Annotated in this window: 18 protein-coding genes; 5 read left to right on the forward strand and 13 right to left on the reverse strand. The window is 40.6% G+C overall.

The features are described 5' to 3' along the window. Positions 1-94 precede the first annotated feature (94 nt). Genes D2V08_RS11635 through uvrA form a run of 3 tightly spaced genes read right to left on the reverse strand, consistent with a single transcriptional unit; the run spans position 95 to position 6,511 of the window. A complete protein-coding gene (locus D2V08_RS11635) occupies positions 95-2,899 on the reverse strand; it encodes a gluzincin family metallopeptidase (RefSeq protein WP_313790106.1) in 2,805 nt (934 codons plus the stop codon). A gap of 43 nt (positions 2,900-2,942) precedes the next feature. Continuing rightward, a complete protein-coding gene (locus D2V08_RS11640; RefSeq protein WP_119608396.1) occupies positions 2,943-3,629 on the reverse strand; it encodes an LOG family protein in 687 nt (228 codons plus the stop codon). A 20-nt stretch (positions 3,630-3,649) separates the two neighbouring features. After that, entirely contained in the window at positions 3,650-6,511 is a 2,862-nt protein-coding gene (gene uvrA, locus D2V08_RS11645; RefSeq protein ID WP_119608313.1) for an excinuclease ABC subunit UvrA, read from the reverse strand. Positions 6,512-6,688: 177 nt separating this feature from the next. On the opposite strand from uvrA, the gene D2V08_RS11650 reads away from it, so the two are divergent. Then, positions 6,689-7,213: a DUF8685 domain-containing protein gene (locus D2V08_RS11650; protein WP_119608314.1), complete on the forward strand. Its 525-nt coding sequence runs from the start codon at positions 6,689-6,691 to the stop codon at positions 7,211-7,213. A 3-nt stretch (positions 7,214-7,216) separates the two neighbouring features. Here the strand turns inward: D2V08_RS11650 and D2V08_RS11655 are convergent, their stop codons facing one another. Further along, positions 7,217-7,993 carry a TIGR03915 family putative DNA repair protein gene (locus tag D2V08_RS11655; RefSeq protein ID WP_119608315.1) on the reverse strand — a complete coding sequence of 259 codons (777 nt, stop codon included), beginning with the start codon at positions 7,991-7,993 and terminating at the stop codon, positions 7,217-7,219. Positions 7,994-8,099: 106 nt separating this feature from the next. After that, entirely contained in the window at positions 8,100-9,362 is a 1,263-nt protein-coding gene (locus D2V08_RS11660) for a putative DNA modification/repair radical SAM protein (RefSeq protein ID WP_119608316.1), read from the reverse strand. A 157-nt stretch (positions 9,363-9,519) separates the two neighbouring features. Here D2V08_RS11660 and D2V08_RS11665 point away from each other — a divergent pair, with 157 nt between their 5' ends. Further along, complete coding sequence (locus D2V08_RS11665; RefSeq protein ID WP_119608397.1) at positions 9,520-10,272, forward strand: XRE family transcriptional regulator; 753 nt, start codon at positions 9,520-9,522, stop codon at positions 10,270-10,272. 8 nt (positions 10,273-10,280) lie between these two features. Here the strand turns inward: D2V08_RS11665 and D2V08_RS11670 are convergent, their stop codons facing one another. The 4 genes from D2V08_RS11670 to D2V08_RS11685 are packed head-to-tail and all read right to left on the reverse strand — an operon-like array spanning position 10,281 to position 14,523. Then, on the reverse strand, positions 10,281-11,276 hold the full coding sequence (locus D2V08_RS11670; RefSeq protein ID WP_119608317.1) for an SMP-30/gluconolactonase/LRE family protein: 996 nt from the start codon (positions 11,274-11,276) through the stop codon (positions 10,281-10,283). A gap of 45 nt (positions 11,277-11,321) precedes the next feature. Then, positions 11,322-12,248: an ATP-grasp domain-containing protein gene (locus D2V08_RS11675; protein ID WP_119608318.1), complete on the reverse strand. Its 927-nt coding sequence runs from the start codon at positions 12,246-12,248 to the stop codon at positions 11,322-11,324. Between the two features lie 11 nt (positions 12,249-12,259). Then, positions 12,260-13,942: a gamma-glutamyltransferase gene (gene ggt, locus D2V08_RS11680; RefSeq protein WP_119608319.1), complete on the reverse strand. Its 1,683-nt coding sequence runs from the start codon at positions 13,940-13,942 to the stop codon at positions 12,260-12,262. After that, positions 13,930-14,523: an acyl carrier protein phosphodiesterase gene (locus D2V08_RS11685; RefSeq protein WP_119608320.1), complete on the reverse strand. Its 594-nt coding sequence runs from the start codon at positions 14,521-14,523 to the stop codon at positions 13,930-13,932. The genes ggt and D2V08_RS11685 overlap by 13 nt, the downstream gene beginning before the upstream one ends. A gap of 91 nt (positions 14,524-14,614) precedes the next feature. On the opposite strand from D2V08_RS11685, the gene glmM reads away from it, so the two are divergent. Continuing rightward, positions 14,615-16,003: a phosphoglucosamine mutase gene (glmM, locus tag D2V08_RS11690; RefSeq protein ID WP_119608321.1), complete on the forward strand. Its 1,389-nt coding sequence runs from the start codon at positions 14,615-14,617 to the stop codon at positions 16,001-16,003. On the opposite strand, the gene D2V08_RS11695 is transcribed toward glmM, so the two are convergent. Beyond that, positions 16,000-16,917, reverse strand: coding sequence for a lysophospholipid acyltransferase family protein (locus D2V08_RS11695; RefSeq protein ID WP_119608322.1), 918 nt, complete (start codon positions 16,915-16,917; stop codon positions 16,000-16,002). The two genes, glmM and D2V08_RS11695, sit on opposite strands and share 4 nt — an antisense overlap. 53 nt (positions 16,918-16,970) lie before the next feature. On the opposite strand from D2V08_RS11695, the gene D2V08_RS11700 reads away from it, so the two are divergent. Beyond that, the gene (locus D2V08_RS11700; protein WP_119608323.1) at positions 16,971-17,621 is read left to right on the forward strand and encodes a rhomboid family intramembrane serine protease; all 651 of its coding nucleotides are present in this window, start codon (positions 16,971-16,973) and stop codon (positions 17,619-17,621) included. A gap of 366 nt (positions 17,622-17,987) precedes the next feature. Here D2V08_RS11700 and D2V08_RS11705 read toward each other — a convergent pair whose 3' ends face one another. Continuing rightward, positions 17,988-19,109 (reverse strand): TlpA disulfide reductase family protein, encoded by a 1,122-nt coding sequence (locus D2V08_RS11705; protein WP_119608324.1) that lies wholly within the window; start codon positions 19,107-19,109, stop codon positions 17,988-17,990. 97 nt (positions 19,110-19,206) lie between these two features. Beyond that, a complete protein-coding gene (locus D2V08_RS11710) occupies positions 19,207-19,704 on the reverse strand; it encodes a hypothetical protein (RefSeq protein WP_119608325.1) in 498 nt (165 codons plus the stop codon). A gap of 88 nt (positions 19,705-19,792) precedes the next feature. On the opposite strand from D2V08_RS11710, the gene D2V08_RS11715 reads away from it, so the two are divergent. Further along, complete coding sequence (locus tag D2V08_RS11715; RefSeq protein ID WP_119608326.1) at positions 19,793-22,708, forward strand: FAD-binding and (Fe-S)-binding domain-containing protein; 2,916 nt, start codon at positions 19,793-19,795, stop codon at positions 22,706-22,708. On the opposite strand, the gene D2V08_RS11720 is transcribed toward D2V08_RS11715, so the two are convergent. Next, on the reverse strand, positions 22,679-23,596 hold the full coding sequence (locus tag D2V08_RS11720; RefSeq protein ID WP_119608398.1) for a UDP-2,3-diacylglucosamine diphosphatase: 918 nt from the start codon (positions 23,594-23,596) through the stop codon (positions 22,679-22,681). The two genes, D2V08_RS11715 and D2V08_RS11720, sit on opposite strands and share 30 nt — an antisense overlap. Between the last annotated feature and the right edge of the window lies 1 nt (position 23,597).

A 23,597-nucleotide genomic window follows, 5' to 3' on the forward strand; every position in this document is an offset into this window, starting at 1 on the left:
TAATAAAATGAATTACTTTTAAGAATAATGGATAAATGTTATTTATTTGTCAATTAGAGGGCCTTTATAAAAGCATTTATTATCAATATGATAATTAAAGCCACTTTCGAGTAAATAGCCCAATTAGGGTTCTGGGGCTTATTGTAACTATAAAACGAATCCGTTGTCCATAATCATCTTGGGCAATTTCCCAGCCTCTATTGGAGTATATTGGGAAGTATAATTCAAAATAATCAGTAACCAAATTTAAACGGACTCCAGAGTCATAAACAAAACGTGCATCGTCTCCTTTGTTTTTTAAAAATCCAAGATCTCCGTAGGCTTCTACCCATCTCCAAATGTTGGTGCTTGCATTGGTAGTGGCAATCCAGTCGTTGGCAAATGGGTTTTCGAGTTTTGATTTAAATCCACCTTCAGCAATAATCACTTGTTGACTGTATAGACCAGAATCTTCAGATCTACCCAAATAGGCAAGGTCAAACATATAATCTGTTGGCCTATCCAAGGCAAAGCTAAAAAAGTCTGATTCCGTATTGTTTCGTAAAAACTTACCAGCATAAAAGCGTAGGTTTAATTGTCTATTGCTTTGAAACAGCTTCCTGTATTCCCATTCAAAGGCAAGTTTTGTAAATTCGCTTGAATGCTGCGCATCCACGGACCAAGATGAATAATTGAGAATATTATTGTCCACATCGGTGAACCGTGCATTCATGACCCCATAGTCAGGATCAGTATCCAATTGGCCTTCCAAATTTTCATCAATACTCCTAAGCACACTCCTGTATCTTAGTAAAAGGTATTGTCTGCGATTAGATAGCAAATCATTGGGCCGCCATCCAAAACTAACTGCGGGAGTTAGTGTGCTAAATCTGGAATTTTCCTGAAAATGAGAAGTAGATGCGGAAAACGAATAATTGGATACAAAAAGACCTGTTTTTTTATGATATTTACGATACCTAAAACTGGCTTTACCAACCATTGTATGTTCCAAAAAGGAGTAGGTCGGCGATATATCGTACTGGAATGGCCTTTCCAAAAATGTTTTGTTGTAAAGTCTCAACCCCGGAGTTACCCCATCATATAAATTGAAGTTTACGATAGGCACATAAAACACCTGATTGTAATAAGGGTCTTCCGTATCCTTAAAAAACTGAAATTTCAATTTTTTGTTACTGGAAAAGAATCCATTTAGGGTTTTCCAATTGTCCCTTTGATTGAATTCAGGAATTTTTTGATCGTAGTTCAGTACTAAACGGTCTTCTCCTTTTCGTGGAATTGTTATACTCTTAGTGGTGTCTATGTCAGTGAACCAGTAATGAGAGACCACCGAGTCATTCCCAAGTCCAAAAACCGATATGGGTACATTGGTCCCCCTTTTGTTTTTTAAGACAAAGGTTATGGAATCCTCCGTTTTTTTAACCTTTTTGATTTTAAAGTCAATTTTTTTGTCTGTAGCAACGTAAGTGTCAAAAAACCAGTCAACTTCCTTGTGGGCATATTTTTCTATGGTTTCTCTAAAATCGGCAGCAGTTACTTGTTGCTTCTGTTTATAATTTTTATAAAAATCCAACACGGTACTGTCTATTTTTTTCTCACCTAAGTAGGCGGATAGGTAAGACATTCCAAGACCTGACTTGTATCCGTTGGCAATTTTTTGGTTGAACTTGATAAGGGAGTCATTTGAGGTCGTTAAAGCTTGATCAATATTTTTTCGTGCCGAAAGCATACTGAAAAGGGTATACTGCTCATTAAAATCCATTTGTGCAAAATGGAAATTTTTTACCCCCCAGATTTTGGAGAGTTTTCCTGCTAGTTTTTGATTGGGGTAGTGTTCGTCCACATATTTTATCATTAGATAAAACCCAATAGCATCGTTTACCCATCTCTCTTTTCGCGGGTTTAGATATAAAGACTCTTTGAGGTAATTGCGAATAGCCGTCTTCAAAAACTTCATTTCAAATTGAAATTGTTCCTCATACGGCCGAATAAACGATGGAAGTTGACTTATTCCATATAAAGGAGACCTGGCATAGTCAAATTCACTCACAAGAAGATTACCGTGAGGATAATTCCCCAAGTTTTCGTAAAGAAACTGTGCAATTTTGTTAATGGATATCCCTTGGGCTATTTCCTCGTACTTATTCGATTCTATATCCGTAGTAATTGTAATGTAATCGGTAATGTGTTTCGTGAACCTATCGTCCATGGTAAGAATGATGTCGCAATTTTTTCTTTTGTCCCCAATGAGTTGCGTGTTTTGTCCGCCAGGAAACGCAGAAATATTGGACGTGCGATAGTTTGAGGCTAAAAACAGGTTTTCCGGGAAGGTAAAATTGATTCTTGTATCCGTTACGTCGGTATATAGGTCATCAAGGTTTATATTGTTGTATAAATTCCAATCTCCATCGTATACGGCTGGAGTAAAATACCAATCCTTTAAGAAATAACCACCGTTGTCGGTGTGTCCATAACCGGTAAATTTAGCTTCCGGGAGTCTAATCGTATAGGTGAAAAATAGTTGTATTGACTCTCCTGGTTTCAGAACTTCGTTCAATGTAACCGCTATAATGTCACTGTTTCCGTTTCGTTTCCAATCCAGTCCAGTATAGTTGTTATCAACAATGGTTCTAATGGTAGTTTTTCCCCTTTCCCTATCTTTTGCTAAATGAAGCCCCCGGTTAAATTCTTCCGCAAACCTTTTGGCAAGTGCCGTGTTTTTGTTGGAATATGCATGGTTCCAATCATTAAAATATAATGTAGAAAGCCCTTTGTCCGATTGGTTGATATAGGTAAAATGTTGGCGAATCCGTACTTGGTTGGTAGGTCCATCGAGTGTTGCCACTATCTCATTCTTGTGCTGCCCCCAAACTTTGGGGTGCACCATAATGGTAAGTAGCAAAACGCTAAGTATTACTCGAGGGTTATTCAATGCAAAAAAAGAATTAAAAGTTTGGACTCAATGTTCTGCCTTTGTAGAAGGCATCTATAATTTCAACTACTTCATCTTCTGTATCCACTAATTTAATTAAGTCAAGGTCTTTTTCACTTATGTTACCTGCCTCGACCAAAGTGTTCTTGATCCATTCTATCAATCCTTTCCAGAACTTCGTGCCAACAAGAATAATCGGGAAGGTGTGTATTTTATGCGTTTGAATTAAGGTGAGTGCTTCAAAGAACTCATCCAAAGTTCCAAACCCACCGGGCATTACCACAAATCCTTGGGAGTATTTTACAAACATCACTTTTCGAACAAAAAAGTAATCAAAATCAAGGCTCTTGTCCTCATCAATATAAGGGTTGTCGTGTTGTTCAAAGGGAAGGTCTATGTTGAGTCCTACGGATGTACCCCCAGCTAGATTGGCCCCTTTGTTTCCCGCTTCCATTATACCGGGCCCTCCTCCAGTAATTACACCATAACCGGCTTCGGAAATCCTTTTGGATATTTTTACGGCCAAATCGTAATAGGGATGTCCTTCCCGAACCCTAGCCGAACCAAAAATGGATACACAAGGGCCTATTACGCTCATTTTTTCAAATCCATTGACAAACTCGCCCATAATCTTAAATATGGCCCACGAATCGTTTGTCTTAATTTCATTCCAACCTTTGGAATGTTGTTCTTTACGCATTTGCATAGTTGTAATGTATTTTAAACTGCTCGTGCAATTTTTTGTTTTGTATTGTCCAATTCTTTCTTTAAAAACTTGGCAGTATAGCTTTTCTTGTCCTTGGCCACTTCTTCCGGGGTTCCTTTTGCAACAACCGTACCACCACCTCTTCCACCTTCGTAGCCAATATCAATAATGTAATCCATCATTTTTATCACGTCCATATTGTGCTCTATCACCAAAATGGTGTTGCCTTTATCCACTAAGCGGTCAAGTACTTCCATAAGCACCCTAATATCTTCAAAATGTAGGCCTGTGGTTGGTTCGTCGAGGATGTAAAACGTGTTCCCAGTATCTCTTTTGGAAAGCTCTGTGGCCAACTTTACCCTTTGGGCTTCACCACCAGAAAGGGTAGTGGACTGCTGTCCTAATGATATATAACCTAAACCTACATCCTTTATTGTCTTAAGTTTACGATGAATTTTTGGAATATTCTCAAAGAAATCCACAGCTTCGTTGATGGTCATTTCCAAAACATCAGCAATGGACTTTCCCTTATATCTGATTTCCAAGGTTTCTCGGTTGAACCTTTTTCCGTTACAGGTTTCACATTCTACGTAAACATCGGGTAAAAAATTCATTTCAATGACCTTAAGACCCCCGCCTTGACAAGTTTCACATCTCCCTCCGGCCACATTAAAACTGAAACGCCCAGGTTTGTAACCTCGAATAGTGGCCTCGGTGGTTTTAGAGAACAAGGAACGTATTTCGCTAAAAACTCCAGTATAAGTAGCAGGATTCGAACGCGGTGTACGTCCAATAGGGGATTGGTTGATGTCAATGACCTTGTCAATATGTTCCAGTCCCTTAATTTTTTTATAAGGCATCGGCTTTTTTACCCCGTTAAAGTAATGTGCGTTCATAATGGGGTAAAGGGTTTCATTGACCAAAGTGGACTTGCCACTTCCTGAAACTCCCGTTACTCCGATAAGTTTTCCCAAAGGGAAATCTACGGTCACATTTTTCAGGTTATTGCCTGTGCATCCAGAGAGCGTAATCTTTTTGCCCGTTCCCTTGCGCCGTTTTTCTGGAACAGGGATTTCGACTTCTCCAGTTATATATTGCGCCGTCATGGTATGGTGGTCGATCAATTCTTTTGGACTTCCTTGAGAAATAATTTCCCCTCCGTGTTTCCCGGCTTTTGGACCAATATCAATAACATGGTCTGCGCTTTCAATCATATCGCGATCATGTTCCACCACAATAACGGAGTTCCCGATATCGCGAAGTGCTTCAAGGGATTGAATCAATCGTTCATTGTCGCGTTGGTGCAAACCAATACTAGGTTCATCCAAAATATAGAGCACTCCAACCAATTGTGAGCCTATTTGTGTAGCCAGTCGAATGCGCTGCGCTTCACCACCTGACAAGGATTTGGAGCTGCGGTTCATGGAAAGATAATCGAGCCCCACATCCAATAAAAATCCAACACGTGCTTTGATTTCCTTTATGATTTCCTCCGCAATTTTTTTCTGATTGCCTTCTAGGGTATCCTCCAAATGCTTAAAGAAATTGTCCAGCTCAGCAATGTCCATTTGTGCCAGTTCGGCAATGTTCTTACCGTCTATTTTAAAATAGAGGGATTCCTTTCGTAATCGGGAGCCTTCACAGCTAGGACACTCCACTTGGTCCATATAGTCTTTGGCCCATCGTTTTATGGAAGTGGAATTGGCTTCTTCGTATTGGGTTTTGATAAAATTGGAAATCCCTTCGTAATCAATTTTATATTGCCTTTTTACACCCAAACTTTTCGAATTCACCTCAAAACTTTCCTTGCCACCGTTCAAAATAACGTTCATAGCTTCTTCCGGAATCTTTTCAATGGCATCCGAAAGGTCAAAATTGTAGCGCTGCGCAATGGTTTCCAATTGCTTAAAAGCCCATGAACTCTTGTATTCGCCCAATGGTGCAAGTCCACCAGATTTGATGGACACTTTTTTGTTAGGTATGATTTTATCCTCGTTAACCTGAAAAACATGGCCCAGACCACTGCATTCGGGACACATGCCTTTGGGAGAATTGAAGGAAAACGTGTTAGGCTCAGGATTAGGATAGGAAATACCGGATGATGGGCACATCAAATCCCTACTGAAATATCGGGGTACGGTTTCACCTTCTTCCAAGACCATAAGCACATTGTCTCCACTGTACATGGCCGTATTGATGGTTTCGCTCAAGCGTTTGTGGAAATCCTCACTATCCCCAACCTTCAAGCGATCTATAACAATTTCAATGTCGTGGGTTTTGTAACGATCCACCTTCATCCCTTTGGTGATGTCGGTAATCTCACCATCGACCCTCACCTTTACAAAACCTTGCTTTGCAATCTGCTCAAAAAGTTCACGGTAATGCCCTTTTCTGGACTTGATTACAGGGGCAAGCACATTAATTTTTTTGTCTTTGTACGACTCAATGATCAAATCTTTGATTTGCTCATCACTGTAGCTCACCATTTTTTCGCCAGTATTGTAACTGTAGGCGTCTCCAGCACGGGCAAAGAGCAAACGCAAAAAATCATAAACCTCGGTAATGGTACCCACTGTAGAACGGGGAGATTTTGAGGTGGTTTTTTGTTCAATTGCGATTACAGGAGAAAGCCCATCAATTTTATCCACATCGGGGCGTTCCAATCCGCCCAAAAATTGCCTGGCGTAGGCCGAGAAGGTTTCGATGTATCTGCGCTGCCCTTCCGCATAAATGGTGTCAAAGGCCAAAGAGGATTTTCCACTCCCCGAAAGCCCTGTAATCACCACCAGTTTTTCACGTGGAATGGTAACATCTATATTTTTGAGGTTGTGGACTCGAGCACCCTTAACCTCAATATTTTCTTCGTAATTGATCATAAATCATAGCAAACCTCAAAAGTAGCGATTTGGGATGTAAAAAGGAAGTGACCTGAAGTTTCGTTTTTGTTACTTGTTGCTTTATTTTTGAGTTTGGAAACAGTCATTTCGACCGAATGCGAGAAATCTAAATTTCTCAGTGGCAAAGCTTCTTCGAAATAACATTAATTAAATGATATGAAAATCTTAGGCATAGGCTCCAGAATAAATCACCCAGAATATGGAAAAGGGGTGGTGACTAATGTATCTTCCAAACATTATTGGGTAACCTTTTTAGAAAATGGGTTGGAAACCATTGATTTGGATGCTGAATTTGAAGTGATTGAAGGGGTGGAGGGTGAAGTGGACAGCGTTAGCTTTTTTGATGTGGAACGTTCCTTGGTGAAGATTCTCGAAAAATGGAGTGACACCCACGAGAAAGTAGCTATAGCTGACAAATGGAAAGGCGGAAACTTGGTTTTGGAACCTGGTGACAGCACAGCGAACAAGGAAATGCCTATTGAGACCTTCTTCCATAAAATTGTGATGGTGCGCGATCGCATCCGTGTGATGGAGCAAAAGATAAACAGTAGCAAAAACTTGGATGATCAGGAAAAGGTGGACCTTCAGCAATACATTACCCGTATTTATGGCAGTTTAACCAGTTTTAATGTGCTGTTTAAAACCAAAAATGACCATTTTGTAGGGGAGAGGGGGAAGTGATGATTAAACCGCCTCCTTTTTCTCGCTCAAATACTTCCAATACCGTTTTGGCACATGTTGCGTATGTAATTTAGGGTTAATACGCGATGCAATATTGGTGCTTTTAAAATAATCGTTCCACAGGGTTTGGTACTCGTATTCCTCGCTGGTAAAGGCATTACTTTTCACGGTTTTGTTATGTTGAATATCCTTTAAGTTCAGTGAAACCATTTCCACATGGTCCAAATCGTAATAGATGCCATATTTACGCTTTATGTCATAAATCAACCATTTTTGGTCTGCGTAGCGATCTCGAAAATGTTTGGAGATTAAAGGTAACACATCAAAATCGGGTTCAATGTTGGCAAAGTAAATCTCGTCCTTGGTCAACTGGAACCGAACAAAAGCTTCCATACGATGTTTTTCCCGTCCCACTTTTTTCGCCAATTGGGCAATATATAGCACCGTACTGTCTGAATAGTCCAAACACTTACCGCTTTGCGCCCTCATTAGCTTTTGAATGTAATTGTAAAGCATCAGTTCAACGCCTTCGGTTTCACTCAAAAAAGCAAAATACACATTAGATATGGCATTATAGCTCTTGTTGCGTATGCCGTTCCACACCCGTTTGGCTTTTTCCACGTTGGTAAACACGGTTTCGGTGTCGGAAAATAATCCACTTTGAGATTGATTGTTCTTTTGGATGTCGACCACATTGATTTTTTCATCAAAGGCGACGAAAACGGCCGTTAAAAACCCGTTGAAACTGCCGTCATAAATTAAGGTTGTTGAAGTGTTCATAACGTTTGTGTTTTTGTGTTGCTGTCATTTCGGACCCATGTGAGAAATTTAGATTTCTCAGTCGTAAACTCCTTCGAAATGACTCAATGTTAATCATTGTCCATTGCTAATTGAACAAGGATAATTGTGTACTGTATTGATTCCGAAATTTTCCAGAGGAATTTTGCAGAATCATACCTTTTATTTTTTCCGCATCCAGGTCACGACGTTCCCAGTAACGGGATTCGCAAACCATAAAATATTGGGCACGGTTGAGGGCCACTCCCATTTTTTTGAGATGGTCCCAGTTCAGTTTTCGAAACTTTCTGGCCTTTACAATTTTATCCACCGAACGCATTCCTATCCCTGGAATTCTAGCCAATAGGCGCTTATCTGCAGTATTCACGTTCACGGGAAAATGATGTAGGTTACGTAGAGCCCACGAAAGCTTCGGGTCTACATCCATATCCAGGTTGGGATGTTGGTTGTTCAAGATTTCACCCACGGAAAATCCATAGAATCGCAATAGCCAATCGGTCTGGTACAATCGGTTTTCGCGTAACATGGGTACTTGCGAGCCTATGGCGGGCAAACGGGAATCGTGGGTCACAGGTACGTAACCGGAATAATACACCCGCTTCATGTTGTACGTTTTGTAATAATAGGTGGCAGAATACATGATATCCTTATCCGATTCTCCTGAAGCGCCCACGATCATTTGGGTACTTTGCCCCGCGGGTGCGTATTTTGGGGTGTTTTTAATGATTTTTTGCTCTGATTTATATCGCACGATTTCATTTTTTACCTTTTCCATGGGTTTGGTAAAATCTTCGTGCTTTTTATCCGGAGCCAATAGTTTTAGCCCGGATATTGTGGGAACTTCTATATTCACAGAAAGTCGGTCGGCATAGAGTCCGGCTTCATACATGAGTTCATCGCTTGCGCCCGGGATGGATTTAAGGTGGATATAGCCATTGAAATTTTCCTCTTTCCGTAGTTTTTTGGCCACGGACACTAACCGTTCCATAGTATGATCGGGGCTTTTAAATATTCCAGAACTCAAGAAGAGCCCTTCAATATAATTTCTTCGGTAAAAATTAATGGTCAGGTCAACCACTTCCTGCACCTTGAAGGCTGCTCTTGGCACATCATTGCTTTTTCGGGTAACGCAATAGGCACAATCAAAAATACAATGATTGGTCAATAGAATCTTTAATAAGGATACACAACGACCATCCGCGGTATAACTATGGCAAATGCCCATTTTGGATGCGTTGCCCAGACCTTTGGTTTTGTTCGTTCGGTCACTGCCACTACTGGCACAGGAGACATCATATTTCGCCGCATCGGCAAGAATGTTCAGTTTTTCACGTATCCTATCAAAATTCATAACTTGGAAATATTCCAATCAAAGATATGGATATAATCCAAAAATTGGAAATATTCCATAAAAGTTTTTGGAAATATTCCAAAATAGTTATATTTGAGAATGGATTGTCAACTTGACGTAGTTCAGCTTCGCTCGACTTGACATTATCAATATGATGATGGAAAATGAAATAACCTTAAAAAGATTTACAGATATCCGCAGGGAACTCGGATATACGCAAACGGAGTTCGCTAAATTGCTTGGCGTGAAGAACACCACAGCTGATATTGAGCGGGGGAGGACCAAGCTTTCTGGAAAGGTAGTCGCCGAACTTTTAAAACAGTTCAAGATTAATCCATTGTGGTTATTTGGTGAAAGCGATCAGAAACATTTGGACACTTCCAAAACCAGTGTAATTCCCAAAGTGGTTACCGTTGACAATTCCGAAAATGACAATATGGTGATGGTGAATGCCAAAGCGGCTGCGGGATACCCCCAAAACATAGCGGACACAAGCTGGTATCGTCAATTGCCTGCTTTTGACATGCCCATTCCCGAATTTAGAAATGCTACCTATCGAGGTTTTCAGGTGGAAGGAGACAGTATGTTGCCCAATTTGAGACCCAATGACTGGGTTTTGGCCCGTGCGATTGAGCATATCGACCATGTTAGCCCCAACAAAATGTATGTTGTGGTGCTACAGGATTCGGTTATGGTGAAGAAAATAGAGCGAAAGCCCAATTCCAATAACATCACCTTGGTTTCCTTGAACGAAACTTACCCGCCTTACGAAATTAAGCCGTTTCAAATCCAAGAAATTTGGGAAGTGAGTAGTAAACTTACCTTTAATGTGGATGCCACTACCGAAACAGGGTTGCTGAAACAGCTTCAAGAATCCATGGAGGAACTGAAAAAGCAGATTGCCAAATAAAACCAAGCTTAAAATCCGGTTCCTTTGGTTTTGGTCTGAATTTTCATGAGATAATTGTCCGCGGTCATATAAAGAACTGATCCATCTTCTCCCCAAGCGCAGTTGGCCGTACGTTGTCCGGTTTCTATACGTCCCAATAGTATTCCTTCGGGTGTGATTACCAAAACTCCGCTCGGCCCCGTGGAAAAAATGGTGCCATCTTGCGCAACTTTAATTCCATCCAACGAACCCACGAGCCCTGATTCCAATAAAGAAGTTGCATCAAAAAAGATATGGCCCTTATCCAACGAACCATCATTTTTAATGTTGTATGCCATTATGTACGGAGCGCTAGAATCAGATTGGTTTACATATAGTGTTTTTTCGTCTGGGGATAAGGCCACACCATTCGGTCGTGTAAGATTCTTAATCACCATTTCCACACCTCCATTGGTGTCAATTTTATAGACTCCAAAAGCATCTATTTCCCTTAGGTCAGAATCTTGCTGCCCTGGCAGGCCATAAGGAGGGTCCGTAAAGTAATAAGTGCCATTGGAAGCTTGAACCACATCATTTGGGCTATTAAAACGTTTCCCCATCCATGTATCTGCCAACGTGAACTTTCCACCTCCCACTAAAGGCATTTTGGATATTCTGCGATCTCCGTGTTCGCTCAGTACCAATTCACCATCATTGCTTATGGTGAGTCCGTTACTTCCAGGCTCACGACTGTAAGGGAGAACACCTGTATAGCCTGAAGGTTTTAGAAATTCAGAAAGACCCTCTCCGTCTTTCCATTTAAAAATGGTGTTTTGGGGAACGTCAGAAAACAGAAGAAACCCTTGGTCTTTTATCCAAACCGGACCTTCGGACCAAATAAATCCTTCAGCCAACACTTCTATTTTAGCTTCTTTATCCACATAATTATAAAAAGCATCGTCCTCGGCCACGAGTTTTCCTGTAGTTTTTTGTTGTGCAAAACATCCCAACGTGATTGTCAAAATAAGGAATGGTAAGTTTTTCATTTTGAAATATTTATATAAATATAACGATGCCAATCCATTAAAACCTTAGATGGATTTAGAAAGACAATTATCCTTGATGGCCTTGGCCAAAATATCTGCGGCACTAGGGTTAAGGCGGAACCATAACTCTGGCTCAAAAATTTCCAGTTCGGCCAAGGCCCAGGTACTCTCATTATCCTTAAAAATATCGACTCTAGCGTAAATGGGTAACTTTGGTGCTGCTTCAACAACGCTTTGGGCAAATGCGATTTGTTCTTGATCTGGCACATAGTCGTGAACGGTACCACCAAAATCATCCTGTACCCTAAAATCCCCTGGTTTGGCAATTTTTAAAACGGCATGGGTAAACTCACCATTAAAAACCATCATGGATATTTCTCCTTCCGAAACTATATTTTTTTGAAACTCCTGAAGCATCATAGCTTCTTCGGCCACCAAGTTTTGGAAGATGTCTTCATGACTTTCAATTTCATCGTTGTGGATTTTGTAGGTGTGACGGGCGGCTCCCGAAATGCAAGGTTTTAGAATATACGTGTTGGTTGTAAAGCCGTGTTCTGCTCTTGCCTTAGCAATAGCATTGGGTAGTGTTATTTTTGAGCCTTTTTCCAGAAAAATCGTTCTGGGTATGGTAACTCCAGCGTTGGATAAGTCTTGTAAATAATGTTTGTCAATATTCCAATAGATGAGTTCTTTGGAGTTTATGAATTGTGTTTGCTTCGAGGCTGTCTCCAACCATTTGGAAAACTCCATATAACGGTCAAAATAGTCCCAAGTGGTTCGGAACAGGGCATATTTGGTTGTTGACCAGTCAAAATCAGGGTCGTCCCAAGATTTACGAGCAGCCTTTAGACCTTGCTTTTTTAAAGCTTCTAAAACCAGAAGGTCTTCTTGAAGTACATTTTCAATATAGGGTGTCTTCTTTTCTGGAGCCACGTATCGGTGGTCTGTCAGAACAACAATATCAAACTCCATCCTCAGAAAAATTAATATCCAACTGCAGTATCATCACCACGTTTGTCGGCACCGCCTTCCAATTTTCCATTCTGCAAAACACGAATGGCATCTACTTTGCCAATAATAGGTGTGCGCTCCTCATTTATGATATATCCTTTGGATTTCAAATCTGCCTTGAGCTCTTCAGAGAACCCTTCTGGCTCAAAAATCACCATATCCGGCAACCATTGGTGATGGAAACGGGGGGCGTTGACCGCTTCTTGCATGCTCAAGTTGAACTCGTAAACATTAAGAATAGTTTGTGCTACAGCGGTAATGATGGTAGATCCTCCGGGAGTACCTACAACCATAAAAAGCTTGCCATCCTTTTCCACGATGGTCGGTGTCATACTACTTAACATTCGTTTTTCCGGCGCAATACTGTTGGCTTCGGCACCTATTAACCCAAACATATTCGGTACACCGGGCTTGGAACTAAAATCGTCCATTTCATTATTTAAAAAGAAACCGAGTTCGGCACAATACAGTTTGGAACCATATCCTCCGTTTAGGGTAGATGTGGCAGAAATGGCATTCCCCTCACTATCCACGATGGAGTAGTGGGTGGTTTGCGCACTTTCAATGATTTCCACTTCACCATGGCTCACATCAGAAGACAATGTGGCCTTATCAAAAGAGAAGTTGGCCATTCTTTCTTGCAGGTATTCGTCATCCAACAGCATATCGTAAGGAATGTCCACAAAATCAGGGTCGCCCAAATAGAAGTTTCTGTCTGCATAGGCCCTACGTGATGCTTCGGTAAACAATTGAATGGTTTTAGTAGAATTGTGTCCAAATTTTGACACATTGTATGGCTCCATCATTTTAAACATCTGATTGATGGTAACTCCTCCGCTACTGGGCGGACTCATGGAAATAACCTTGATGTCCTTGTAATCAAAAACTACGGGTTCTCTCCAGACGGCCTCATATTTTTCTAAATCTTCTATTGTAATTAAACCACCATTTTCTTGTACGAAGGCGGCTAGCTTTTGGGCAACTTCTCCTTTATAAAAACCGTCTCGTCCTTCTTCCATGATTTTTTGAAGGGTATTGGCGTAAGCGGGGTATTTTATGGTGTCCCCTGTTACAAAAGGACCGGCAAACTTGGTGCTATCGCCATTAGCTTCAATAAAGCGTTCACGGGTTCTTTCCAATCGATTGGCTTGCTTCTCGGTAACCACGACGCCTTTGTTGGCAAGAGCAATGATGGGTTGTATGATTTCTTTTAAGGGAAGCTTTCCGAATTTTCTATGCACTTCGAGTACCCCAGCGACCGTACCTGGGACTCCTACAGCGGTTCCTCCCGATGTGCTCAAACCTGGAATAACATTACCCAAGGAATCCAAATACATGTCCTTATGGGCTGCCAAGGGAGCTTTTTCTCGATAATCGATACCTCCGACTTCGCCATCGTTTTTACGGTAGACCATAAATCCACCACCGCCAACGCTACCTGCAAACGGATAAGCAACTACCAAGGAAAGTTCTGTGGCAACCATAGCATCAAATGCATTTCCGCCTTTTTTCATGATATCCACCGCAAGTTGCGAGGCTTCTTCACGAGCGGATACCACCATAGCTTTTTCGGCGACCACTCCAGTAGGTATGGCAGGTTGTTGTTTGCAGTTTATAAATAAGATTAGGGGCAAAAGGAGTATCAGTCTTCGCATAGGGAAATAAATTTTTGGTTGGAAAAGGTAATCAATTCTTTAAAAAATGACGTGAATTCATTTTCGAAATCAAAATAGTGTTCTTCAAGGTCCAAAATGGCAAAATTCATTCTGGATTTGTTTTTAGTTCTTCGGTTCATTCCATTAAGTACACGGTCAATTCCAGCTAAATTGGCATAATTGAGTAACCAATTGTCTGCAATCATATAGGGCATCATCCGTTTAGTGGCCATGGGGAGGATATCGTAATTGTCCTCCAACAAATCATAAAAGTCCTCTACATAATCCTCTAGTGGGGTATCAGAATAGTCACTCCAATTTTTGGCCAAAAAATGATCATAATAAATATCCACGATTACTCGGCTGTAATGACTGTAGTTTTTGTGCAATCGCTTACTACTTTGTCTAACAGTGGGATGAGAGTCGGTAAATGTATCGATTTCACGGTGCAGCAGAATGCCTTTTTGGATTCTATCTGGAAGATGTTTGAACTTGTTACCACGAATATGATCGGCAAAGAAATTACCCAAGGTTATTTCTTTATCATCAAATGAAAGATAGATATGCGCTAAGAAGTTCATCGGGGCAAATTCCTTTTCTGTCGAAATTTACAAATTCCAAACATGGAATCGAAAATGCCCAACTATATTTGCAAAAACTTTTTTAACAATTATGACACTGATCAAATCAATTTCGGGAATACGAGGTACCATAGGGGGCAATACTAACGATAACCTAACACCAGTAGATGCTGTTAAATTTGCAGCAGCATATGGCAGTTGGTTAAAAACGTATTCCAAAAAGGAGAAGTTGAAAGTTGTCATTGGTAGGGATGCACGTTTGTCGGGTGAGATGATCCAAAACTTGGTGGTTTCTACCTTGGTAGGACTTGGAATTGATGTCATCGATCTTGGATTGTCGACCACGCCGACGGTAGAGATTGCAGTTCCTTTGGAAAAAGCTGATGGAGGAATCATTTTAACGGCCAGCCATAATCCCAAGCAATGGAACGCCCTTAAATTGTTGAATGAAAAGGGGGAGTTTTTGGATGCGGAGCAAGGCGCAAAGATTTTGGCCTTGGCCGAAAAAGAGGATTTTGAATTTGCGGAGGTCGATGATTTGGGTGAAATCATTAAAAATGATTCATATATCGATATCCATATAGATGAAGTGTTGGAATTATCCTTGGTGGATGCCGATACCATTAAAAAAGCAGGTTTTAAAGTGGTGGTTGATGGTGTAAACTCCACAGGAGGTATTGCGATTCCCAAATTGCTTGAAGAATTGGGGGTGGAAGTGGTAAAGCTATATTGCGACCCAACTGGACACTTTCCGCATAACCCTGAACCATTGAAGGAACATTTAGGGGACATCAGTAAAAAAGTAGTGGAAGAAAAAGCGGACTTTGGAATTGTTGTGGACCCCGACGTAGACCGATTGGCGTTCATAAGCAACGACGGTGAAATGTTTGGTGAGGAATACACCTTGGTCGCCTGCGCCGATTATGTATTGTCAAAAACAAAAGGAAATACGGTTTCCAACCTGTCATCTTCAAGAGCCTTGCGCGATGTTACGGAAAAACATGGTGGCACTTACGAGGCGGCCGCTGTTGGCGAAGTGAACGTGGTGACCAAAATGAAAGCCAACACTGCCATCATTGGTGGTGAAGGGAATGGTGGAATTATTTATCCAGAAAGTCATTATGGGCGTGATGCCCTGGTAGGAACGGCCTTGTTTTTGATGTTGATGGCCGAGAAAGGCGGAACTGTGGCCGAACTGCGTGCCAGTTACCCGAGCTACTTTATGAGCAAAAAGAAAATACAATTAACTCCAGAGCTGGATGTGGATGCATTATTGGATGCCATGCACAACAAATACAAAGAGGAGCAGGTATCAACAATTGATGGGGTAAAAATTGATTTTCCTGAAAACTGGGTGCACCTGAGAAAATCCAATACGGAACCCATTATTCGTATTTATACCGAAGCTAAATCTCAACAAGAGGCAGATGGTTTGGCCGACCGTATTATTGACGAAATCAAAGAGGTAGCGGGACTTTAAGAGTTACCTGCTTTTGCAGGCTCTTTTTGAAACTCTTTTGGAGCTTTGCCCATATGTTTCCAGCGTTTGTGTGTCCAGAAATAATATTCAGGAGCCTCCCGAATGGCTTTTTCTGTTTCACGCATAAAAGCTTCAGAAATCTTATAATTTTCTACCTCGTTGGGATTTTCAGCCAATATTTTAAAAGAAGCCTCGTAAAATCCACGTCCTACTTTATTAACTTTCAAATAAACAGGAATCATATCATGGCTTTTGCAAAGTTCTTCTGCACCAACGTGTATTGGCACCAGAACATCCATAAAATTGGCCCAATGACGGGCTCGTTGCAACATGGGGGATTGATCGCTAATAATCCCCACCGTAATTAATTCGTCCCTTTCTTTGGCATCTGCGATAATTTTTCGGCTCTCAAAGGTTTTAATGAGTGTGGTGCCATATTTGCTGCGTATATCACGAACTAATTTGTCAAAGTATTTGTTCTGAATGGGCTGATAAATGGCATATGCTTTTGATTTTACCATGGAGTTTAATGAAAAAACCCACTCCCAACTTGCATAATGAGGCATTATTATCATGATATTTTTGCCTTCATTTTCCAATTTTTGAAAAACTTCAACATTCGTAAAAACGTATCTTTTTTTCATTTGTTTATTGGTGATTCCCAATGTTTTTGCCATTTCCAAAAACATATCGCATAAATGGTGATAAAACTTTTTCTCAATCAATAAACGTTCACTTTCCGATTTTTCGGGAAAAACAAGCGCCAAGTTGTTGCGTACTACTTTTTTACGGTAGCCAATTATTTTATAAAGGAGTACATAGACACCATCAGAAATAAAATATATGACTTTAAAGGGAAGTCTGGAAATCAACCAGAGCAATGGATAAACAAGGATATAAACTACAAGCTGCATAGACTATTCTTGTGTGCAAATATAGCTATATTTGAACCCAAACCTTTATTTACATGCTCAATTTACATATCGCTACTATTGCTATAATGGCCGCCAATGTTTTGGTCTCTCTACGTGGGTTTAATAACACGGCTTTTTTTGATAGGTACAAGTTTAGTATCAATGCCATACAGGCTGGTCAGAAGGAAAGAATGGCGACTTCTGGCTTTTTGCACGTGGATATTTCCCATTTGTTCCTTAACATGTTCACGCTCTATTTTTTTGCTCCTGTAGTGATTGGTTGGTTCGGTTCCATAAAGTTTTTGATAATTTACTTCGTCAGCCTGATTGCGGGTAGTCTGTTGGCCCTGTTTTTCCATAAAAACGAGCCTTTTTACAGTGCAGTTGGTGCAAGTGGGGCAGTTATGGGAGTTCTTTATGCTGCAATTTTACTAAATCCAGATATGCAATTGGGAATAATGTTTATTCCCATACCGTTGCCAGCTTATGTTTTGGGTATTGCTTATCTGTTGTATTCCATTTGGGGAATGAAGAGCAGAATGGGCAATATTGGACATACCGCTCACTTTGGTGGTGCCATAGGGGGTTATGCAACCACCTTGCTTTTTAAACCAGAACTTTTTGTAACGGATACTTTAATCGTGGTATTGCTGGCCATACCAATCATTATTCTCTTTGTATTGGATAAGATGGGGAAGATTTAAGGGGTGTTGGACTGTTTGATTTTTGGATTGATGGATTATTCGGGTTAAAGGTGATGGGTAATAGTTTAAAATTGTCCATTTATAATTATTGAGACTTGAACTTGAAACCTGTTCATGCTCTTTCCTCAAAATGATTCTTTTTGGAACTTGACCCCAGTCGAAGGACGCTTTTTGATATTGGATTTCTGTTTATGAGTGAAGGGTTAATGGACAGAAAATAGAATAGGAGGACAAGAGCAGCTAATTAAGACTGCCTTCGGAATAATTTATGGGAGTATTCGTTTACTGCGTACTGCCGACTTTTAACTCCAACAAAAAAGGCCTCGAAATTATCAAGGCCTTTTTTTATATTGTTTTGTTCCTGTTTTAACTTTTACCAAGAATTTCAGCTACTTTTTGTTCCAAAGCAGGACCTCTTAAGTCTCTTGCTACGATAACACCTTTTTCATCCAACAAAAATGCTGCTGGAATTGCGTTGATGTTATATAAACGGGCAATAGGATCTTGGAATCGTTGCAAATTGGAGATATGATTCCATTCCAACCCGTCCGATTCAATAGCGTTGGTCCAATGTTCTGCTTTATTGTCCAACGAAACTCCCAATACATCAAAACCTTTTTCGTGATACTTTTTATAGACCGATACAATATTGGGATTTTCCGCACGACAAGGTCTGCACCATGCTGCCCAGAAATCGACCAAAGTTAGTTTGGCGTTGCTTGTAACATCGCTAAGAGCAAGTACATCACCTGTAGGGGTTGGGGCGGAAAAATTAGGTGCTACTGCACCAACTTCAGTAGATTTTAAATTTTCAAGTTGCTCTGCAATTTTCTTTCCGGGTTCTGTAGCTTTCATTTCTGGAGTTAAGCCTTCGAACATGGATTTGATTTCATCAGCAGGAGCTGCTTTGGTTGCCAATAGGTTCCCAATAATCAAAACAGAGACATAAGCGTTTGGGTGCTCCTTGGCATAGGTCATATTAAAGTTCTTTGCATCTTCCTGAAACTCAATAAACTCTTCGCGCAGAGCGGTAACGGTAGCCGTATCTCTCTGTTGTGCAGCCATACGCATATCGTCTTGCATAGACCTTGCACGTTGTGATAGTTTACGTGATTCTGTCAAAAAGCCCATAAACATATCATTCTGTTCAGTTCCCTGAATCTTGGCCTGGTCAATACTATCTTTTTGGAACTCAATTTCAATACTTCCATTCTCCACAATAACTGGGACATTGCCACGAGCTTTGTCCACAAAAATGTAGTGCATTTTTGGTTCGACTTGGTTTCCGCTAAATGTAAATAGGCCATTCTCAACGGTTGCCGTATCAATGTCTATTAATTGGTTAATGGAGTCTGTAGTTTTTAAAAATATCTGGGTGCCATTTTCAGGCTCACCATTTATGGTACCAGTTAAAGTGTATCCTTTAGGGTCGGAATTACAAGATGTCAAAAACAAAACACCTAAGGATAACGCAAATAATTTTTTCATTTCAAAATATTTAGAGTGCTAAGGTATTCAATACTTATGGCATAAAAAAACCCCTGACTCTATATGAGTCAAGGGTTAACTTTTTATTTAGAACTGATTAGAACTGGTATCGGATACCCAGGGCAATATCAAAATCAAAATCATTATCAAAGCCGTCGTAACCAATCAGGCCAATTTCGGGCCTAAAGTCCAATGATAGCAATAATGGAATATCAAAGTCATACTCTATACCAATATCACCAGCTGCGAACACAAACAATCCGTCATTGTCATTATCAAAATTCGGATTAGGCTCAAAATCTACACTTCCTAATCCACCACCAACACCGTAATACCAATTAAAATTGCCATCCAATTGATGTACCCATTGGTATATTCCTGTTAATTTAAAGGCGTCAAAATCCCTACTGTCCCGCCATCCTAGGTCAAACTCGGCTCGGTGATACTGTCCAATGGATTTTTGGTAAGAAATCTCAGCTCCAAAGCCGTCGCTGTCTCCCAATCTAAGCCCCAAGGCATGCTCTGATATGTTTTGTGCACTTAGGCTAGCTGTTGCAAACAAAATAAATACTGAAAATAATGTGGTAATCTTCATGAGGTTCTCGTTAAGTTAAAAATTAGAGATAGTTTTGTGTTAGATTTACGTTTGAAAAACAATTTTAGTTCCCAAAAAGTATTCCAAATTGGATAAAAATTTGTTAAAAAACCTTTCAGATGCATTGAAAGGGGAGTTGTTGTTCGATGAATTGAGCAAAGCAATCTATGCTACAGATGCTTCTGTATATAGAAAGCTACCGACAGCGGTGGCCTACCCTAAAAATGTTGATGATTTAAAAAAATTGGTCGCATTTGCCAACGCAAACAAAGTTGGACTTATTCCTCGAACAGCAGGCACTTCGTTGGCTGGTCAATGTGTGGGAGAAGGTATTGTAGTGGATGTTAGCCGACATTTTACCAAAATTGTTAGTTTGGACAAGGACAAGAAGCAAGTTACTGTGCAGCCAGGCGTGGTTCGTGATGAGCTTAACCAATACTTAAAACCCTTTGGTCTTTTCTTTGGTCCGAATACATCCACATCCAACCGTTGTATGATAGGTGGTATGGTGGGGAACAATTCATCGGGAACTACTTCCATTCAGTATGGTGTTACTAGGGATAAAGTTTTGGCGATGCAGTGCATTTTATCTGATGGAAGTGATGCTTTCTTTTCCAATGTTTCTAAAAAGGAATTCGAAGAAAAGAAGAATGGTGACTCATTGGAAGCCAAAATTTATAACAAGTTATTTGAGGAGCTTTCCAATCCTGAAATCAAGAACAATATCAAAGCAGAGTTCCCAAAACCCAGTATCCACAGACGAAACACAGGGTATGCTGTAGATGAATTACTTAAAAACAACATTTTTGGAGAAGAAAAAGCTGAATTTAATCTCTGTAAGCTATTATCTGGAAGTGAGGGTACGTTGGCATTCACTACCGAGGTAACGCTGCAACTAGATGATTTACCGCCCCCACATGCCGCGATGGTGGCCACCCATTATAAAACTTTGGAAGATTGCTTAAGCGACGTGGCTCCTGTAATGCAGCACAATCTGCATCTGTGCGAGATGATGGATAAGGTGATTTTGGACTGCACCAAGAACAACAGGGTACAATTGGCGAACCGTTTTTTTGTGGAAGGAGACCCTGCAGGCATTTTAATGTTGGAAGTAAAAGCAGATTCTAAAGAAGATTTGGACAAACAACTGGACAAACTTTTAAAAACCATTGAAAAGTCAGGGTTGAGTTATGCCAGTCCTGTTTTGTACGGTAACGATATCAACAAGGCCATTGAACTGCGTAAGGCAGGGCTAGGTCTATTGGGAAATATGGTGGGCGACAGAAAAGCGGTGGCCTGTATTGAAGACACTGCTGTTGCCTTGGAAGACCTCAAGAATTTTATTGGGGAGTTTTCCCAGATTATGAAAGGGTACGATCAAGATGCCGTGTACTATGCCCATGCGGGAGCGGGTGAATTGCATTTACGACCTATTCTCAATTTAAAAAAGTCAGAGGATGTTGTACTGTTCCGGAGTATCACTACCGATGTGGCAAAACTCACTAAAAAATATCATGGAAGTTTTAGTGGTGAGCATGGTGACGGTATTGTGCGTGCTGAGTTTATTCCGTTAATGATCGGCGAAACCAATTATGAGCTTCTGAAACGGGTAAAAGCCCTCTTTGACCCCAATTTGGTGTTCAATCCTGGTAAAATTGTAGACGCTTACCCGATGGATAAATCACTGCGTTACGAAATCGACCGCAAAGAACCAGAGGTCACAACGCTGATGGATTTCTCGGATAGCGAGGGGATTTTAAAAGCGGCCGAAAAATGTAACGGTAGTGGGGATTGCAGAAAGAGCCACCACATGAACGGGGGGATGTGTCCCAGCTATCAAGCTACAAAAGATGAAAAGGACACTACACGTGGTAGAGCAAATGCATTACGCGAGTTTTTGACCAAGTCTGAAAAAACCAATAGGTTCGACCATGAAGAACTCAAGAATGCTTTCGATTTATGTTTGAGTTGTAAGGCTTGTGCCAGTGAATGTCCAAGTAATGTGGATATTGCAGCATTAAAAGCTGAGTTTCTTTATAATTATCAAGAAGCGAACGGATATTCGTTGCGAAGCAAACTATTTGCCTACAATACCCAATTGAACGCTTTGGGAAGCAAAGTCGCCGGTATCACCAATTGGATGTACGAATCCAAAACCCTAGGTGATATGCTAAAAAAGGCGGTTGGCGTGGCACCGGAACGGAATTTGCCCAAAGTAGGCCGGTTCAATTTCAAAAACCATTTAAAGAAATACCGTGTTAAGCGAACTGACCGCTCTAAAAAACAGGTTGTCCTTTACTTGGATGAGTTTGTGAAGTATCTGGATATCCAAGTTGGAAAAGATGCTATTGAACTCCTCTGTAAACTGGGCTACGACGTGGAACTATTCTATGGGGAAAGCGGTAGAACGTACCTTTCCAAAGGGTTCTTGAAACAGGCCAAAAAGTTGGTTGCGAAGAATATGCAAAATTTGAAAGACATCTTGAATGAAGGAACTCCCATTGTTGGTTTGGAGCCTTCGGCAATTTTATCTTTTCGCGATGAATACCAACGTTTGCACAATGATAAGGATCAATTGCAGAAACTGGCATCCAATTCATTTTTAATTGAAGAGTTTTTGGCCGCCGAAATTGCCGAAGGCCATATTTCTTCCGATAGTTTCACCGAAGACGAACGAACCGTTAAAATACACGGACATTGCCATCAAAAAGCGTTGAGCAACCAAAAAGTGACTTTCGATGTGCTGAATTTGCCAAAAAACTACAAAGTGACGATTATACCGTCAGGTTGTTGTGGTATGGCAGGTTCCTTTGGATATGAGGAAGAACACTACGAAACCAGTATGAAGGTAGGAGGGCTAAAGTTGTTCCCAGCGGTGGAGAAAAGCTCGGAAGACACCTTAATTGCAGCAAATGGAACAAGTTGTAGGCATCAAATTAAGGATGGGACAAAAAGGGAGGCGCAACACCCTGTTTCAATCTTGAGACAGGCCTTGGTTATCTAAAAAATCATTGTCCATATTTTCTTCGGTTTCGCTGAAATGTTTCTCAGTAAGGTCTTCTACAATTGCTTCTTTGTCGGTAATGGAAGCAATGAGATCGTTCATGTTCATTTCTTTTAAATCCTCATCCATAAAGAAAGGAGAGAGTTTATCATGGTTATAATGGTAGATTTTCCAGCGCTTGAACGAATATTCCAATGCGGTCAGGTTTTCTACCCAATCTCCAGAGTTTAAGTACGTACAGCTGCCATATTTATTTTCATAAACCTCCTTTTTAGGTTGATGGATATGTCCACAAACCACATAATCATAATGATTTTCTATAGCGAGCTCCGCTGCCGTTTTTTCAAAATTATTGATATACTTCACAGCGCCCTTTACGCTATTTTTTATACGTTTGGACAGCGAATATTTCTCTCGTCCCATCTTGGCCAAGCACCAATTCAGAAAACTGTTGATCAAAATCAAGAGGTCGTAACCGTACCCTCCCAATTTGGCCAACCATTTGGCATTTTGTATCGAAACATCGAAGACATCACCATGAAAAATCCATGCTTTTTTACCATCCAAATTCAGCACCAATTTGTCTACAACTTTAAAATTTCCCATTGAAGTATCACTGAACTTACGGAGCATTTCATCATGATTTCCAGTAATGTAGTAAACTTCAGTGCCTTTGGAAGCCATCCCGATGATTTTTCTCAAAACCTTTAAATGTGATGGCGGAAAATAACGTTTATTAAACTGCCAAATATCAATGATATCCCCATTCAAAATGAGTTTTTTAGGCTGGATGCTGTTGAGGTAAGTAATGAGTTCATCGGCATGACAGCCATAGGTTCCCAAGTGAACATCTGATATAACCGCCAATTCTATCTTCCTTTTTTTCAAT

Origin of the sequence: Flagellimonas lutimaris (genome assembly GCF_003581615.1) — a bacterium.
In the GTDB taxonomy this organism is placed as follows: domain Bacteria; phylum Bacteroidota; class Bacteroidia; order Flavobacteriales; family Flavobacteriaceae; genus Flagellimonas; species Flagellimonas lutimaris.